This window comes from Rathayibacter sp. AY1E8 (assembly GCF_002931415.1).
Taxonomy (GTDB): Bacteria; Actinomycetota; Actinomycetes; order Actinomycetales; family Microbacteriaceae; genus Rathayibacter.
This window is the reverse complement of the sequence record NZ_PSVI01000067.1, coordinates 1-16686: the sequence shown is the minus strand read 5'-3', so window position 1 is coordinate 16686 and position 16686 is coordinate 1. Positions and strand designations below refer to the sequence as shown.

Here is a 16686-nt window from a genome sequence, read left to right as displayed (position 1 = left end):
CGCTCGCCGTCGTGATCCTGGCGGCAGGCCAGGGCACCCGCATGAAGTCCCGCACCCCGAAGGTCCTGCACCGCCTCGCCGGGCGGCCGCCGCTCGGGCGGGCGACGGCGGCCCGGGAGGCCCCCGCCTCCCGGCCGTCCGCCTCCCGGCCCGTCCGCCTCCCGGGCCCGTCCGCCTCCCGGCGTCGCCCGAGCCGCGCAGCCGCCACAATGGACGGGTGAGTGCGAATGACGAGGTCGACGGGATCGTCGACGCCTGGGTCCGGGAGCGGCCCGATCTCGATTTCACGCCGCTCCAGGTCTTCTCGCGGATGCGCCGGCTGGCCAAGCAGCTCGAGCGCGCGCGCGGCAGCGCCTTCGGCCGGTCGGAGCTCGAGACGTGGGAGTTCGACGTGCTCTCGGCCCTGCGGCGCGCGGGCGCGCCGTACCGGATGAGCCCCAAGCAGCTCCTCCAGGCGACCATGGTCACCAGCGGCACCATGACCAACCGCATCGACCGGCTGGTCGAGCGCGACCTGGTCGAGCGCCTCGACGACCCGAACGACGGGCGCGGCGTGCTGGTGCAGATGACGCCGTCGGGGCTCGCCCGGGTCGACGCGGCGATCACCCGCCTGGTCGACGCGGAGCAGGAGCTGCTCGGCGCGCTCACCCACGCCCAGCAGGAGCGGCTGGCGCAGCTCCTCCGGAAGCTCTCCCTCGACTTCGGCTGAGCCGGTCGGTACGGGCCCGCGACGGCGGCCCGCCCAGGCGGTACGGGACAGCTGCCGGTGCCGCGGAGGAGAGCGGCGTCAGCCCTCGAGCTGCTCCGAGAGCTCCAGCCAGCGCAGCTCGAGCTCGGCCGTCTCGTCCTCGTAGGCGCGGAGCGAGGCGTTGAGCGCCAGGATGCCGTCGTAGTCGTCCTGGTCGTGCGTCGCCATCTTCTCGTGGACGGTCTTCGTCAGCTGCGTGAGCTTGTGCAGGCGCCGGTCGATCGCCGACACCTCCTTCTCGGCGGTGCGCCGCTCGGCCCCCGCGAGTCCGCTCGACGCCGGCGCGGCGGAGGAGGAGCCCGACGACGCCGCCGCGGGCGCACCCTTCTCGAGCGCGCGGCGCAGGTCGAGGTACTGCTCGACGCCGCCGGGCAGGTGGCGGAACGCGCCGTCCATCACGGCGTACTGCTGGTCGGTGACGCGCTCGAGCAGGTACCGGTCGTGCGAGACGACGAGGAGGGTGCCCGGCCAGGAGTCGAGCAGGTCCTCGATCGCGGCGAGCATGTCGGTGTCGAGGTCGTTGGTCGGCTCGTCGAGGATCAGCACGTTGGGCTCGCTGAGCAGGATGAGCAGGAGCTGGAGCCTCCGGCGCTGACCGCCCGAGAGGTCCTTCACGGGCGTCGAGAGCTGCGCGCTCGAGAAGCCGAGCCGCTCGAGCAGCTGGCCCGGAGTCATCTCCTTGCCGCCGATGGAGTAGCTGGTGCGCTGCTCCGCGATGATCTCGCGGACGGGCCGGTGCTGGACACCGGTCAGCTCGCGCAGCTGCTGGTCGAGGATCGCGACGCGCACGGTGGTGCCGCGCTTCACCCGGCCGCTCGTCGGCTCCACGCTGCCCGCGACCAGGCCGAGGAGGGTCGACTTGCCGGCGCCGTTCACGCCCAGGATGCCGGTGCGCTCGCCGGGCGCGATCCGCCACTCGATGCGGTTGAGGACGGTCCGCTCGCCGTAGCGGACGGTGACGTCGAGCAGGTCGACGACGTCCTTGCCCAGGCGCGAGACGGCGAGCTGCGAGAGCGAGACCGAGTCGCGCACCGGGGGCTCGTCCTCGATCAGCTGGTTCGCGGCGTCGATCCGGAACTTGGGCTTCGCCGTGCGGGCGGGGGCGCCGCGGCGGAGCCAGGCGAGCTCCTTCTTCATCAGGTTCTGGCGCTTGGCCTCCATGGTCGAGGCCATCCGGTCGCGCTCGACGCGCTGCAGGATGTACGCCGCGTACCCGCCCTCGAACGGCTCGACGAGACGGTCGTGCACCTCCCAGGTGGCGGTGCAGATCTCGTCGAGGAACCACCGGTCGTGGGTGACGACCGCGAGCCCGCCCGACGACGCCGCCCAGCGGCGCTTGAGGTGCTCGGCGAGCCAGGCGATGCCCTCGACGTCGAGGTGGTTGGTGGGCTCGTCGAGGAAGACGACGTCCCAGTCGCCGACGAGCAGCTTCGCGAGGGCGACCCGGCGCCGCTGGCCGCCCGAGAGGGAGCCGACCACTCCGTCCCAGGGGACGTCGCGCAGCAGGCCCGCGATCACGTCTCGGGTGCGCGCGTCGCCCGCCCACTCGTGCTCCTGGAGCCCGCCGACGACGGCCTGGGCGACGGTGAGGTCCTCATCGACCGTGTCGGCCTGGTCGAGCATCCCGAGCGTGACGCCGCGGCGGTGCGTGACGCGGCCGCTGTCCGGCTCGATGCGCTGCGCGAGCAGGCGCAGGAGGGTCGACTTGCCGTCGCCGTTGCGTCCGACGATCCCGATGCGGTCGCCCTCCTCGATCCCCAGGGAGACGTCGTCGAAGATCACGCGTGTGGGGTACTCGAGTCGCAGCGCCTCGGCGCCCAGCAGATGTGCCATAGGGATCCAGCCTAGGCGGTGCCGCCTGAGCGGTCCGCCGCGGGTCGATCACAGTGCGGCCGGGTCGCGGCCCCCGGACCTCAGCCCGCGGGTGCCGGCTCCGAGACGGACACCGAGCGGCGGTGCAGTCCCGTGGCGCCGTCGGGGGCAGGCGGGCGCTCGACCGTGGTCTGCACCGTGCCGTCCGCGTCGGTGGCGCGCACGGTCACGACGTGGTCGCCGACCGTCGCGTCCCACTCGAGGACCCACTGGATCCACGTGTCCGCGGTGACCTGCTCGGCGAGGCGCGCCTCCTGCCAGGCGCCGCCGTCGATCTGCACCTCCACCTTCGCGATGCCGGTGTGCGGCGCCCAGGCGACTCCCGCCACCGCGACCGTCCCCGCCTCGACGGGCTGGCCCTGGCGCGGCACATCGATCCGCGACTCGATCTTGATCGGACCGCGCTCGGTCCAGCCGCGCGTCGACCAGTACGCCAGGTCCTCCGCGAAGGTCGTGACCTTCAGCTCGACGACCCACTTCGTCGCCGAGACGTATCCGTACAGGCCGGGGACGACCATCCGGACGGGGAAGCCGTGCTCGACCGGGAGCGGCTCGCCGTTCATCCCGACGGCGAGCAGGCTCGCGCGGTCCTCATCCTGCAGCACGTCGAGCGGGCTGGAGGCGGTGAAGCCGTCGATGCTCCGCGAGAGCACCATGTCGGCGCCGGCGGTCGGCCGGGCCCGGGCCAGCAGCTCGCGGATCGGGTAGCCCAGCCAGAGGGCGGTGCCGATCAGGTCGCCGCCGACCTCGTTGGACACGCAGGACAGGGTGACCAGATGCTCCTCGAGCGGCAGTGCGAGCAGCTCGTCCCAGGTGATCTCGATCTCCTCCTCCACCATGCCGGTGATCTTCAGCGACCAGTCGGCGGGCTCGACCGACGGCACCGAGAGCGCGGTGTCGATCCGGTAGAACGAGGCGTTGGGAGTGACGTAGGAGCTGATGCCGTCGATGTCGTCGAGCACGGCGCCGGCCGGGACGGGCGCGGCGGCCGAGGCGGGAGCCGGCAGGGACACGGCCTCGCGCACGGCGGTGACGGCGGCGGAGGCGGACGTGAGGAAGCGGGCGCCGATGCCGGCGGCGACCGCGGCGACTCCGGCGATCCCGACCAGGCGGAGGAACGACCGGCGGTCCGGGGAGTCGCTCTCGCGCTCCTCCTGCCAGCCGCGGAGGCGGACGGAGGCCGAGCGCAGCACCGCGGCACCGGCCACCATGCCCACGACGCTCGGCGCCGCGTCGATCCCGGACGCGCCCTCGCGGCTGACGGCGGCGAGCGCACCGGCGCCCGCGACGACGGCCAGCAGCAGCACGCCGAACGGCGGGCGGCGGTACTCGAGGACCCCGGCGCCGACGGCCAGCAGCGCGATCGCGAGGCCGATCGAGACCAGCAGCACGAGCTTGTCGCCGGTGCCGAAGAGCGCGATGACCGTGTCCTTCACGCCCGGGGGCACGATGTCGATGACGAAGCCGCCGACCGCGACCAGCGGACTGCCGCCCGCTCCGGTGAAGACCGCGACGACCTCGGCGGCCGCGAGGGCGACGACGGCGGCCACGATCCCGGAGAGGATCGCGAAGAGGGTGGCTCGGCGGGACATGAGCGGCACTCTAAGCCACGAGGTCGGAACTTCTCTGCGGACCGTCTGTGGAGGGCGCCGGGCGCGACGCTCGCGAGCCCCGCTCCGGAGGCACCGCCTCCGCGACTAGGTCGAGAGCAGGCGAGCCCCGTGGACCGGGCCGGACACCCGCACGGCGCTCAGCCGCGCGGAGCTCAGCTCGCGCTGCAGGTCGGCCGCCGCATCGGCGTCCGGAGCGAGGAACGCGACGGTCGGGCCGGACCCCGAGACGAGGCCGCCGAGCGCCCCGCGGCCCTCGCCGAGCTCGAGGATGCGGGCGAGCCCGGGCTGCAGGTGCAGCGCCGGCGCCTGGAGGTCGTTGTGCATCGCGTCGGCGAGCATGGCGGCGTCGCCGGCGCGGAGGGCCTGCAGCACGTTGGGATCGATGGCGGGGGTCGCCGAGATCGGGCGGAAGTCGTGCAGGTGGCGCTCGCGGTGCCGGTCGAGCTCGCTGTAGACCTCGGGGGTCGACAGGCCCTCCTCCGAGAGGACCAGCACCCACTCGAAGCGGCCCTTGGCGAGCGCCGGGCTCAGCTCATCGCCGCGGCCGACCCCGATCGCGGTGCCGCCGGTGAAGGAGAAGGGGACGTCGGCGCCGAGGCTCGCGGCGATGCCGAGCAGCTGCTCCCTCGTGCACGCCGTGCCCCAGAGCGCGTCGCAGGCGAGGAGGGTCGCGGCAGCGTCGGCCGAGCCGCCGCCCATGCCGCCGGCGATGGGGACGTTCTTCTCGATCTCGAGGTGCACGCCGCCGCGGTAGCCGGTCGCCCGGGCGAGCGCCCGAGCCGCCTTGATCGCGAGGTTGGAGCCGTCGACGGCCAGGCGGGAGGTGTCGATCGAGCCCGAGAAGGAGACCGAGAAGTCGGCCGCCTCCTCCGCGAACACGTCCTCGTAGAGGGAGAGCGACTGGAACGCGGTGGCCAGCTCGTGGTACCCGTCGTCGCGCACGGCGCCGACCTTGAGGAACACGTTGATCTTGCCGGGCGCCCGCGCGTGGACCCGGTTCGACGTCGCGCGGTGGGCCATGCATCCACGCTACAGGGTGGCGGAGGCGCCCTCGTCCGCACCCGGGGCGGGCTCCCCGTCGCCGTCCGTGTCGTCCCCGTCGGTCTCCGCCGGCGACCCGTCGGGCACCGCCGCGCCGCGCACGGGGACCCGCGCCGGATCGAGCTCGCGGCCCAGGCGGACGAAGGCGGCGACGTCCAGCTCCTCGCCGCGCGCGGTCTGCGGGACGCCGGCCCGCTCGAGCGCGACGATCGCCGCGGCGCTGTCGCCGAAGAGGGTCGCGAGCGACTGGCGGAGCATCTTCCTCCGCTGCGCGAACGCCGCGTCGACGACCGCGAAGACGGCGCGGCGCAGGGTCTCGTCGCCCGGCTCCTCGCCGCGGTCGAACGCGACGAGCACGCTGTCGACGTTCGGCACCGGCCAGAAGATCTGACGCGAGACCGCGCCGCCCGTCGTCCAGGAGCCGAACCACGCCGCCTTGACGCTCGGGCCGCCGTAGACCTTGGAGCCGGGACCGGCGGCGAGCCGGTGCCCGACCTCGGACTGCACCATCACCACTCCGGACCGGATGCTGGCGAAGTGCTCGAGGAAGTGCAGGAGCACCGGCACCGAGATGTTGTACGGGAGGTTGGCGACGAGCCGGACCGGCTCCCCCGGCAGGTCGAGCACCTTCATCGCGTCGGCGTGCACGACCGCGAGATCGGTGCCCGGCGCCATCAGCTCGACGGTGCGCGGCAGCTGCTCGGCGAGGCGCCCGTCGATCTCGACGGCCACGACCTGCGCGCCCGCCTCGAGCAGGCCGAGGGTCAACGATCCGAGGCCGGGGCCGATCTCGACGACGGTCTCCCCCGGGCGCACCCGAGCGAGCTTGACGATGCGGCGGACCGTGTTGGCGTCGTGCACGAAGTTCTGGCCGAGCTTCTTGGTCGGCGTGACGTCGAGGAGGCCGGCGAGGTCGCGGATCTCGGCCGGGCCCAGCAGGCGCGGGATCGCGGCGGCCGTCGGCTCGGCGGCGTGGCGGCCGCTCATGCGAGGGGTCCGACCGGCTCCGTCGGCTCGGAGCCGACCTCGCCGCCCCACTCGCCGTACACGGCCTCCGTGTTCGACGCGATCGTCGCGGCGAGGTGGCCGACGTCGGTCTCGAGGGTCGCGGCCATCGAGCGCAGGGTGTGCGGGAGGAGGTAGGGCGCGTTCGGGCGGCCGCGGAAGGGCGACGGAGTGAGGTACGGCGCGTCGGTCTCGACCAGGATGAGGTGCCGAGGAGTCGCGACGAGCGCCTCCCGCAGCGGCTCGGCGTTCTTGAACGTCACGGTGCCGGCGAAGGAGAGGTACCAGCCCTCGTCCGTGCACATCCGCGCCATCTCCGCGTCCCCGGAGAAGCAGTGGAAGACGGTGCGCTCGGGGGCGCCGACGCGGCGCAGGGTCTCGATGACCTCGCGGTGCGCGTCGCGGTCGTGGATCTGCAGCGCGAGGTCGTGCTCCTTCGCGATGCGGATGTGCTCCTCGAAGGAGCGGAACTGCGCGGCGCGGCCGCTCTCGCCGGTGCGGAAGAAGTCGAGCCCGGTCTCGCCGATGGCGCGCACCCGCGGCTGCTCCGCCAGCTCGGCGATCACGGCGAGGGCGGCGTCGAGCTCGCCGCGCTGCTCCAGCTCGGGCGCCTCGTTGGGGTGGATCGCGACGGCGGCCAGCATGCGCGGCTCGCTCGCCGCCTGCTCGGCCGACCAGCGGCTCGTCTCGACGTCCGTGCCGACCTGGACGACGCCGCGGACCCCGACGGTGGAGGCCCGGTCGAGCTGCTCGCGGTGGTCGAGCGGCTCGAGGCCGTCGGCGATCTCGAGGTGCGTGTGGTTGTCGTAGACGGGGACGACGAGCGCCTCGGGCAGCGGCGGGTACGTCAGGTCGCGGCCGGACGAGGCCTCGCGGGAGCGGACGTGCTGGCTGTCGGTCATGCGCTCCAGGCTACCGGGAGGGCTCGCGCGGGCCGGAGTCCCGGGTGGACGAGGGCCGAGAGGCGGCCGCTGAGGCGCCCTGAGCGGATCGGGTCAGCACCCGATCGGATCGGGACAGCCCGCCTCCCGCGCCGCCGGGAGGCTGGAGCCATGACAGACACCGAGCTCCTCGCCCCTTCCGCACCCGGCTCCCTCGCCGGGCGCCACGCCCTCGTCACCGGATCCTCGAGCGGGATCGGCGCAGCCATCGCCCGCCGGCTCGCCGGGGCCGGCGCTCACGTCCTCGTGCACGGACGCGACCCCGAGCGGGTCGGGTCCGTCGTCGGCGGCATCCGCGCCGACGGGGGCACCGCCTCCGCGCTCGTCGCCGACCTCGCGGGCACGCCGGAGGAGACCCGCGCCGTCGCCGCCCGGGCGCTGACCCTCCTCGACGGGCGGATCGACGTCCTCGTCAACAACGCCGGAGTGTTCCCGGTGGGGCCGACCGCCGACCTCAGCGACGCCGACGTCGAGTCCCTCCTCACCACGAACATCCGCGTGCCGCACCAGCTCGTCGCGGCGATCGCCCCGGCCATGGCCGAGCGCGGGAGCGGAGTGGTCGTCAACATCACCTCGTGGATGGGACGGGTGGGAACGCCCGGGACCGCGCTCTACCCCGCGACCAAGGCGGCGCTGGAGCACCTCACGCGGGCGTGGGCGGCCGAGTACGGCCCGAGCGGCGTGCGCGTGGTCGCCGTCGCGCCCGGCGCGACTCTCACGCCCGGCAACGAGCACGCCGCGGCGATCCTGGAGCAGATGACCGCGTCCGCCCCCGCCGGCCGGCCCGGACGTCCGGACGAGATCGCCCTGGCCGTGCGCTGGCTCGTCTCGGACGACGCCTCGTACGTCCACGGCACGACGCTCGACGTCGACGGAGGCATCGTCGGCGCCCGCGTCTGACGCCGCGGTACGCGCCGCTCGGAGTCCCCGCGACAGCGCCCGCCGCTCAGTGGATCTGCACGAGCGGCCCGGGGTGGAGCGCAGCGTCGGCCGCGGGGGTCGTCTCGTAGGCGCGGCGGTAGTCGCGCCCGAAGTGCGACGCGCTCGCGTAGCCGACCGCGGCCGCGGCCTGCGCGGCGGTGTCGCCCCGGACCAGGAGCAGTTTCCTGGCCTCCCCCAGGCGGAGCCGCCGCAGGTAGCCCAACGGCGACATCCCGGTCAGCTCGCGGAAGCGGCGGGTGAGCGTGGGCACGCTGGTGCCCGCCTCCGCGGCGAGCGCGCCGAGGGTCCATCCGCGCGACAGCGACGCGCTCATCGCCTCGACCGCACGGGAGACGGCCTCCGAGCGGACGGTGCTGGACGCGGCCAGCAGCCGGGGCGCCTGGTCCGTCTGCAGCAGCCGCAGCACGAGCTCGCGCGTGATCGCGGGGGCCAGCACCGGGATGTCGGCGGGGGCGTCGAGCAGACGGAAGAGTCGGCGCAGCGAGTCGGCCATCTCCTCCGTGACCGTGCCGATCCGCGGGGCGGGAGCCCGCGGGGCCGTCCGGGGGGCGAGCGCCGCGATCTCGGCCACCACGAGCGGGTCGAGACGCCAGTTGGCCGACAGGAAGTCGCCGCGGTCGCCGGTCTCCACGACGGCCGCCACCACCGGCAGATCGACGGGGGTGATCAGGAAGCGGCCGGCGCCCCACCGCTCGTCGGAGTCGCCGACCACCGAGCGCTTCCGGCCGGCCAGCACCAGGCTGAGGGTCGGCGGGAACCGGGTGTAGACGAGCTCGGTCGGAGCGGTCACCCGGTGCAGGCGCAGGGCGAGCGCGGCGGCGCGCTCGGGGTGCCCGACGTGGCGCCGGGTGAGCTCGGCCGCCTGCTCGAGAGCGTCGAGGACCTCGCGCGTCATCAGCGCCCCGCCGTCCCCGGAGCGGAGGACCGCTCGCACCCGGCCCCTCGCGTTCGGATCGCGGTCATCGTGCACTCCCCTGCGGATCCTCCGTCGGCGACTCCAGGCCGCGCGACTGCTCGGTCCATGGGTCGAGGCGTGGCCGTCAGGACGCGGGAGCCTCGATGCGCGGGAAGAGCGCGGCGAGCGTCCCGACGGTCGTGCCGACGGGGAGGACCCCCCACCGGCCCGCCTCGCGGATCGGCTGCGCGGTGAGGGCGCCGAGCGACTCCGTCACGCCGAGCGCCTCCCAGAGGGACGCCGTCGCGCGCGGCACGACCGGCGAGAGCAGCACGGCCAGGGCGCGGAGCCCCTCCGTCGCGGTGTAGAGCACCGTGCCGAGGCGCTCGCGCTCCTCGCGCTTGGCGAGTGCCCACGGCTCCTGCTCGGTGATGTAGCCGTTGAGCTCCTCGACGATGCTCCACACGGCGGTGATCGCGTCGTGGATCGCGAGCGCGTCGATCGACCGGTCGGCCGACGCGGCGGCCTCGGCGACGATGCGCTGCACGCGCTCCTCCGCCTCGGTCGGCTCGCCCGGCGCAGGCACGACGCCGTCGTAGTAGCGGTGCAGCATCGCGACGACCCGCGAGGCGAGGTTGCCGAAGCCGTTCGCGAGCTCGGACTGGTAGCGCGCCGACAGGTCCTCCCATGAGAACGAGCCGTCCTGGCCGAAGGTGATGGCCCGGAGGAAGTAGTAGCGGAAGGCGTCGGAGCCGAAGGTGTCGGTGATCTGCTCGGGCGCGATGCCGGTGAGCTTCGACTTCGACATCTTCTCGCCGCCGACCAGCAGCCAGCCGTGGCCGAACACCTGCCGGGGGACCTCGAGGCCCGCGGCCATGAGCATGGCGGGCCAGATCACCGCGTGGAAGCGCAGGATGTCCTTGCCGACGATGTGGGTCGCGGGCCAGCGGCGCTCGAACTCCGCCTCGTCCTGGCCGTAGCCGACCGCGGTGATGTAGTTGAGCAGCGCGTCGAACCAGACGTACACCACGTGCGAGTCGTCCCACGGGACCTTCACTCCCCAGTCGAAGCTGGAGCGCGAGATCGACAGGTCGGCCAGGCCCTGGCGGACGAAGCTGACGACCTCGTTGCGCGCCGACTCGGGCTGGACGAAGTCGGGACGCTCCTCGTAGAGCGCGAGCAGCCGCTCGGTGTACTCGCTCATCTTGAAGAAGTAGTTCTTCTCCTTCAGCAGCTCGACCGGCTTCGAGTGGATCTTGCAGACGTACTGGCCGGCGTAGTCGCCGGTGCCCTCCTCGAGGTCGGACAGCTGCTTGTACTCCTCGCAGCCCACGCAGTAGTAGCCCTCGTACTCGCCGGTGTAGATCGCGTCCTCGTCGTACAGCTTCTGCAGGAACTTCTGGACGTTGACCTCGTGCCGCGCGTCCGTGGTGCGGATGAAGTCGTCGTTGGCGATGTCGATGGTCTCGAGCAGCGGCTGCCAGGCGGTCCTCACGAGGCGGTCGGCCCACTCCTGGGGGGTCGTGCCGTTGGCGGTGGCGGTGCGGAGGATCTTCTGGCCGTGCTCGTCGGTGCCGGTCAGCAGCCAGGTGTCGTCGCCCGCCTGGCGGTGCCAGCGGGTGAGCACGTCGGCGGCGACCTCGGTGTACGCGTGCCCGATGTGCGGGACGTCGTTCACGTAGAAGATCGGGGTCGTGAGGTAGAAGGAGGCGCCGTCGGACATGGCGACCATCCTATTCACCGCGCGGCACCGCTCCCGGCGTGTGACGGAGGCGGTGGACGACCGGCCGCGGGCGCCGTCTGGGAGGGAGCTCTCAGCCGCGGCGGGAGGCGAGCGCCGCCTCGTAGAGAGCGCGGCGCGAGAGCCCCGTGATCTCGGCGACCTCGGCCGACGCCTCCTTGAGCCGCGATCCGGCCTCGACGCGGGCCAGCACGTCGGCCAGCGCGTCCTCGAGCGACGCCTCCCTCGCGGGGGCTCCCTCGACGACCAGGCAGATCTCGCCGCGCAGGCCGTCGGCCGCCCACTCGGCCAGCTCGGCCGCCGTGCCGCGCCGGACCTCCTCGAACATCTTGGTGAGCTCGCGGCAGACGACGACGCGCCGCTCCGGGCCCATCGCCTCGACCAGGTCGGCGAGCGCGTCGCCGATCCGGTGCGGGGACTCGAAGAAGACCATGGTGCGCCGCTCGTCGACGAGCGCCCGGAAGGTCGAGACCCGCTCGCCGTGCCGGCGGGGCAGGAACCCCTCGAAGCTGAAGCGGTCCGTCGGGAGCCCGGACACGGCGAGCGCCATGAGCACCGCCGAGGGACCGGGCAGCGCGGTGACCGCGACTCCCGCCGCCACCGCCGCCTCGACCAGGTGGTAGCCCGGGTCCGAGACCGTGGGCATGCCCGCGTCGCTCAGCACGAGCAGGTCCTCCTCGCGGGCCAGCTCCACCAGCTCGGCGGCGCGCTCGCGCTCGTTGTGGTCGTGCAGGGCGTAGAGGGCGGGCCGGTTCTCGACGCCCAGGGCGCGCATCAGCTGGATGGTCACGCGCGTGTCCTCGGCGGCGACGTGGCGGGCGGAGCCCAGCGCCTCCACGAGCCGGCGGGAGGCGTCGCCGAGGTTTCCGATGGGAGTGCCGGCGAGGATGATCATGCCGCCAGTCTCCCAGGCCGGGTCCGGGGCCTCCCGCCGCGGATCGCCGCCGTCCCGGGAGGAGGCGCCCCGTTAGCATGGCCGGGTGACGGACCGACCGCAGCGCGACTTCGACGACCTGCTCCTGGACGCGGCGGGATCGGCGCGCTCGGTCCCGGTGGAGCCCGCCGAGGCGTCCGCACCGCGGGAGCGCACCCCGCTCCCGGACGTGCCGCGCGGCTCCTGGTTCGACGACCTGCACGCCCGGCTCGTCGCCTCCCCCGCGCGCCGCCGGCTGTACGAGCTCGGACTGCCGCTGCTGGTGGTCGCCCTGGCCGCGGTGCTGCGGCTGTGGAACCTCGGCCACCCGCGCTCGCTCGTGTTCGACGAGACCTTCTACGTGAAGGACGCCTGGACCCTCTGGAACCTCGGGTTCGAGGGCGCCTGGCCCGAGAACCCGGACCCCGGCTTCGCGGCCGGCGACGTGGACACCTTCACGGGGGCGCCGTCCTTCGTGGTGCATCCGCCGCTGGGCAAGTGGATCATCGGGCTCGGGATGGGCGTGTTCGGCGCGGACGACAGCGTCGGCTGGCGCGTCGCGACCGCCGTCGTGGGGATCCTCGCCGTCGCGCTGGTGATCGTGATCGGCCGCCTCCTGTTCCGCTCCACCCTCCTCTCCTCCTTCGCGGGGCTGATGCTCGCGCTCGACGGCCACGCGATCGTGATGTCGCGGGTGTCGCTCCTGGACGGGATCCTGATGTTCGTCGCGCTCTGCGGGGTCGCGGCGGTGCTGCTGGACCGGCGCTGGGCCGACCTGCAGCTGGCGCGGAAGGTGGCGGCGGGAGCGCTGCCGAGCTGGGGGCCGGTCCTGTGGTGGCGGCCCTGGCTGCTCGCGGCCGGCGTGCTCTTCGGCCTGGCCGCGGGCGTGAAGTGGACGGGCGTCTACTTCCTCGCGGCGTACGGCGTGTACGCGGTGGTCGTCGACGCGCTGATGCGGCGCCGCGCGGGCGTGCCGTTCTGGGGCAGCGGCGCGATCCTCAAGCAGGGTCCGGTCACCTTCCTCCTGGTCGTGCCGATCGCCCTGATCGCCTACCTCGTCACCTGGACGGGCTGGCTGCGCACCTCCGGCGGATGGGCCCGGCAGTGGGCGTCGGAGGCCCCCGGCAACGCCTGGACCGGGGCTCTGGCGTGGGTGCCGGACTGGGCGCAGAGCCTCTGGCACTACCACGTGCAGATGTACGACTACTCGATCAACCTGCGGGCCTCGCACCCCTACGAGGCGAACCCGCTCACCTGGCTGCTCATGCTCCGACCGACCAGCATGTACTTCGTCGACCAGGCGACGGGCGTCGACGGCTGCACCGCCGCACGCTGCGACGAGGCGATCACCTCGGTCGCCAATCCGCTCATCTGGTACGCCGGGGTCCTGGCGCTGGTGTACCTCCTCTACCGGCTCGCGCGGTACCGGGAGTGGCGCGCCGGCTACGTGCTGATGGGGATCGTCGCGGGCTACCTGCCGTGGCTGCTCTACCTCGACCGCACGGTGTTCCAGTTCTACTGCGTCGTCTTCGAGCCCTACATGATGCTGGCACTGGCGCTGACGGCCGGGATCGTGATCGGGAGTCCGGGCGACGAGCGGAGGCGGCGCACCCGCGGCGTCCTCGTGGTGCTCGTCTTCGCGGTGGCGGCGGCCGCGCTGACGGCCTACTTCCTGCCGCTCTGGATCGGCGCGCAGACGTCCTTCACCTTCTGGCAGGCCCACATGTGGCTGCCCTCGTGGGTATGATCCGGCGGCTGGGCCCGGGAGTCGCGGCCTGCGCCGTCGCGGCGGTGATCGCGGCCCTGCTGCACGCGACGGTGCCGGCAGTGCCGATGCTGACCGCGGCGGTCGCGCTCGGGATCCTCGTGGCGCAGCTGCCCGCGGCGCGCCCCCTGCTGAGCGGGGCGCTGGCGCCGGGCCTGAAGTTCTCGTCCCGCTCGCTGATGCGCGCCGGCATCGTCCTGCTCGGGCTGAAGCTCTCTCTGATCGACATCGCTGCGCTGGGCTGGGGCGCGATCCTGGTCGTCGTCGGGATCGTCCTGGCCACCTTCGGCCTGACCTGGGCGCTGGGCCGGGCGCTCCGGCTGCCCGGGCAGGAGCCGCTGCTGCTCGCGGCGGGCTTCTCGATCTGCGGGGCCTCGGCGATCGGCGCGATGGCCGGAGCGACCCGGGCGAAGGAGCAGGAGCAGGCGACGCCGGTCGCGCTGGTGACGCTCTGCGGCACGCTCGCGATCGCAGTGCTCCCCGCCCTGCAGCAGCCGCTCGGGCTCTCCGACGTGCAGTTCGGGCACTGGGTCGGCGCCTCGGTCCACGACGTGGGCCAGGTCGTGGCGACGGCCCAGGTGGCCGGAGCGTCGGCGCTGGCCGTGGCGGTCGTGGTGAAGCTCACCCGAGTGGTCATGCTGGCGCCGATGGTCGCGGTGGCGGCGGCGGTCACGAGGCGCCGAGGCGGGACCGGCGGGACGCGCCCGGCGATCGTGCCGCTGTTCGTGGTCGGGTTCCTCGCCGCGGTGCTGCTGCGCACGCTCCTCCCCCTGCCGGAGGGACTGCTCGCCGCCGCCGACACCGCGCAGACCTGGCTCCTCGCCGCGGCCCTCTTCGCGCTCGGCAGCGCCGTCCGGGTGCGCGCGCTCGTGACGACGGGGTGGCGTGCTCTCCTCGTCGCCCTGGTGTCGTGGGCGGCGATCGCGGCGATGGGACTGGCCGCGGTGCAGCTGGCGCTCTGATCGGCGCTCCGATCCGCTCGACCGCTCTGTCGCGCACGGTCGCTCTGCACTGCGGGACCGCTCTGTTACGCGATGCGTCGCTCCGGCGCGGCGGTGTCGGCGGCTCCCGCTAGCGTCGATCGCATGGCAGATCGTGAGTACGGCTTCAAGACGCGTGCGATCCACGCGGGCAACATCCCCGACGCGGTGACGGGCGCCCGCGCTCTGCCGATCTACCAGACCAGCGCCTTCGTCTTCGACGACACCTCCGACGCCGCGGCCCGCTTCGCGCTGCAGAAGTACGGCAACGTCTACTCGCGCCTGTCGAACCCCACGGTCGCCTCCTTCGAGGAGCGCGTCGCGAGCCTCGAGGGCGGCCTCGGCGCCGTCGCCACGGCCTCCGGGCTCTCGGCGCAGTTCATCACCTTCGCGGCGCTCGTCGGCGCGGGCGACCACGTGGTGTCCTCCGCCAACCTCTACGGCGGATCGATCACCCAGCTCGACGTCACGCTCCGCCGTTTCGGAGTGGACACCACCTTCGTCCGCTCGAGCGACCCGGCCGACTACGCGGCGGCGATCACCGAGAAGACCAAGGTGCTCTACGCCGAGACGATCGCGAACCCCTCCGGCGAGATCGCCGACATCGAGGGCCTCGCCGCGGTCGCGCACGCCGCCGGCATCCCGCTGATCATCGACTCCACGGTCGCCACGCCCTACCTCGTCCGCCCGATCGAGTGGGGCGCCGACATCGTCATCCACTCGGCCACCAAGTTCCTCGGCGGACACGGCACCACGCTCGGCGGCGTCGTCGTCGAGTCGGGGCGCTTCCACTACTCCCCCGAGAAGTTCCCGCTGCTGCACGACCCGGTCGCCTCCTACGGAGACCTGTCGTGGGACGGCAACTTCGGGGAGTACGGCTTCCTCACGCGCCTGCGCGCGGAGCAGCTGCGCGACATCGGGCCGGTCCTCGCTCCGCACTCCGCGTTCCTGCTCGCCCAGGGCGTCGAGACGCTGCCGTACCGGATCCAGGCGCACGTCGACAACGCACGCCGCGTCGCCGAGTGGCTCGACGCCGACCCCCGCATCGAGGCGGTCTACTGGGCCGGGCTGCCCGCGCACCCGCACCACGACCGCGCGCAGAAGTACCTGCCGAAGGGACCGGGCTCGGTCTTCAGCTTCGTGGTCAAGGGCGGCCGCGCCGTCGGCCAGACCTTCATCGAATCGGTCGACCTCGCCAGCCACCTCGCCAACATCGGCGACGCCAAGACGCTGGTGATCCACCCCGCCTCGACCACCCACGCCCAGCTCACCGAGGACCAGCTCCTCCACGCGGGCGTCCTCCCCGGACTCGTCCGCCTCTCCGTCGGCATCGAGGACGCGGACGACATCATCTACGATCTCGACCAGGCGCTCGCCCGCGCGGTCGAGGAGCACGGCACCCCCGACGCTCCGACCGAGCTCCCCGAGGACACGACCACCACCCTGCACACCCCGGCCGTGGAGGTCTGAGCATGAGCACCACCGACACCGCCGACACCGCCGACACCGCCGACACGGTCGTCCAGCTGTCCAACGGGCTGAGCTGCTCGGTCCCGGCGAACTCGCCGCTGGCGAAGATGCTCCGCTCGCAGCGCACCTGGGTGGGCCCCGACGCCCGCAGGCGACTCGACATCCTCCGCCGCGCGAAGACCGTGGCGATCGTCGGCGCCTCGCCGAACCCGGCCCGCTCCTCCTACTTCGTCGCCACCTACCTGCAGCAGTCGAGCGACTACGAGCTCTACTTCGTGAACCCGAACGCCACCGAGATCCTGGGGCAGCCGGTCTACCGCAGTCTCGCCGAGCTCCCGGTCGTGCCCGACATCGTCGACGTGTTCCGCAAGGCGAGCGACATCCCCGCCGTGATCGACGACGTCCTCGCCGTCGGCGCGCCCACGGTCTGGGTGCAGCTGGGGATCTGGAACCAGGAGGCGGCCGAGTACGGCGAGTCGAAGGGCCTGACCGTCGTGATGGACCGCTGCATCAAGGTCGAGCACGCCCGCTTCCACGGCGGCCTGCACCTGCTCGGCTTCGACACCGGCCAGATCTCGGCGCGCAAGACGCTGCGCTGACCCGTTCCTCTCCGCGAGACGCCACCTGTGCACGCCTCCCGCGATGTGACGCGTACTGAAGCGGCGTCTCGCGGCAGGTGTCGGCTCCTCCGACGATGACGACCGACGGGGGGCGTGCGGGATCACCGACGGGTCGGCCGCGTCGAGCGGCTCCCGATCGA

Annotated in this window: 14 protein-coding genes and 1 pseudogene; 7 read left to right on the top strand and 8 right to left on the bottom strand. The window is 73.4% G+C overall.

All coding sequences use genetic code 11. From position 1 onward, the window contains the following. Both C5C74_RS15170 and C5C74_RS15165 read left to right on the top strand, forming a co-directional pair. Positions 1–125, top strand: a pseudogene (locus tag C5C74_RS15170) (NTP transferase domain-containing protein); the annotation flags it as partial. A gap of 92 nt (positions 126–217) precedes the next feature. Then, a complete protein-coding gene (locus tag C5C74_RS15165) occupies positions 218–709 on the top strand; it encodes a MarR family winged helix-turn-helix transcriptional regulator (protein WP_104222340.1) in 492 nt (163 codons plus the stop codon). 78 nt (positions 710–787) lie between these two features. Here C5C74_RS15165 and C5C74_RS15160 read toward each other — a convergent pair whose 3' ends face one another. The 5 genes from C5C74_RS15160 to C5C74_RS15140 form a co-directional block, all read right to left on the bottom strand. Then, positions 788–2581: an ABC-F family ATP-binding cassette domain-containing protein gene (locus tag C5C74_RS15160; protein WP_104233689.1), complete on the bottom strand. Its 1794-nt coding sequence runs from the start codon at positions 2579–2581 to the stop codon at positions 788–790. Between the two features lie 80 nt (positions 2582–2661). Further along, positions 2662–4212, bottom strand: a complete 1551-nt coding sequence (locus C5C74_RS15155; protein WP_104283863.1) for a molybdopterin-dependent oxidoreductase — start codon at positions 4210–4212, stop codon at positions 2662–2664. A gap of 105 nt (positions 4213–4317) precedes the next feature. Further along, complete coding sequence (locus C5C74_RS15150) at positions 4318–5253, bottom strand: 4-(cytidine 5'-diphospho)-2-C-methyl-D-erythritol kinase (protein WP_104222334.1); 936 nt, start codon at positions 5251–5253, stop codon at positions 4318–4320. Positions 5254–5262: 9 nt separating this feature from the next. After that, positions 5263–6261, bottom strand: a complete 999-nt coding sequence (gene rsmA / locus C5C74_RS15145; RefSeq protein WP_104351824.1) for a 16S rRNA (adenine(1518)-N(6)/adenine(1519)-N(6))-dimethyltransferase RsmA — start codon at positions 6259–6261, stop codon at positions 5263–5265. Continuing rightward, positions 6258–7181 carry a TatD family hydrolase gene (locus tag C5C74_RS15140; protein WP_104222332.1) on the bottom strand — a complete coding sequence of 308 codons (924 nt, stop codon included), beginning with the start codon at positions 7179–7181 and terminating at the stop codon, positions 6258–6260. Before C5C74_RS15140 ends, rsmA begins: the two co-directional genes overlap by 4 nt. A gap of 150 nt (positions 7182–7331) precedes the next feature. Here C5C74_RS15140 and C5C74_RS15135 point away from each other — a divergent pair, with 150 nt between their 5' ends. Further along, positions 7332–8120 (top strand): SDR family NAD(P)-dependent oxidoreductase, encoded by a 789-nt coding sequence (locus C5C74_RS15135; RefSeq protein WP_104351823.1) that lies wholly within the window; start codon positions 7332–7334, stop codon positions 8118–8120. A 46-nt stretch (positions 8121–8166) separates the two neighbouring features. Here C5C74_RS15135 and C5C74_RS15130 read toward each other — a convergent pair whose 3' ends face one another. The 3 genes from C5C74_RS15130 to rsmI form a co-directional block, all read right to left on the bottom strand. Continuing rightward, positions 8167–9132: an AraC family transcriptional regulator gene (locus C5C74_RS15130; protein WP_258064200.1), complete on the bottom strand. Its 966-nt coding sequence runs from the start codon at positions 9130–9132 to the stop codon at positions 8167–8169. A gap of 70 nt (positions 9133–9202) precedes the next feature. Then, entirely contained in the window at positions 9203–10780 is a 1578-nt protein-coding gene (metG, locus tag C5C74_RS15125; protein ID WP_104226924.1) for a methionine--tRNA ligase, read from the bottom strand. Positions 10781–10871: 91 nt separating this feature from the next. Further along, the gene (gene rsmI, locus C5C74_RS15120) at positions 10872–11693 is read right to left on the bottom strand and encodes a 16S rRNA (cytidine(1402)-2'-O)-methyltransferase (protein WP_104226923.1); all 822 of its coding nucleotides are present in this window, start codon (positions 11691–11693) and stop codon (positions 10872–10874) included. Positions 11694–11778: 85 nt separating this feature from the next. Here rsmI and C5C74_RS15115 point away from each other — a divergent pair, with 85 nt between their 5' ends. The 4 genes from C5C74_RS15115 to C5C74_RS15100 all read left to right on the top strand — a co-directional run bounded on the left by C5C74_RS15115 (position 11779) and on the right by C5C74_RS15100 (position 16525). Continuing rightward, positions 11779–13458 carry a dolichyl-phosphate-mannose--protein mannosyltransferase gene (locus C5C74_RS15115; protein ID WP_258064199.1) on the top strand — a complete coding sequence of 560 codons (1680 nt, stop codon included), beginning with the start codon at positions 11779–11781 and terminating at the stop codon, positions 13456–13458. Continuing rightward, positions 13455–14438, top strand: coding sequence for a YeiH family protein (locus tag C5C74_RS15110; RefSeq protein ID WP_104226922.1), 984 nt, complete (start codon positions 13455–13457; stop codon positions 14436–14438). The genes C5C74_RS15115 and C5C74_RS15110 overlap by 4 nt, the downstream gene beginning before the upstream one ends. 123 nt (positions 14439–14561) lie before the next feature. Next, entirely contained in the window at positions 14562–15926 is a 1365-nt protein-coding gene (locus C5C74_RS15105) for an O-acetylhomoserine aminocarboxypropyltransferase/cysteine synthase family protein (protein ID WP_104226921.1), read from the top strand. 2 nt (positions 15927–15928) lie between these two features. Beyond that, positions 15929–16525, top strand: a complete 597-nt coding sequence (locus C5C74_RS15100) for a CoA-binding protein (protein ID WP_104351822.1) — start codon at positions 15929–15931, stop codon at positions 16523–16525. Positions 16526–16686: the final 161 nt, after the last annotated feature.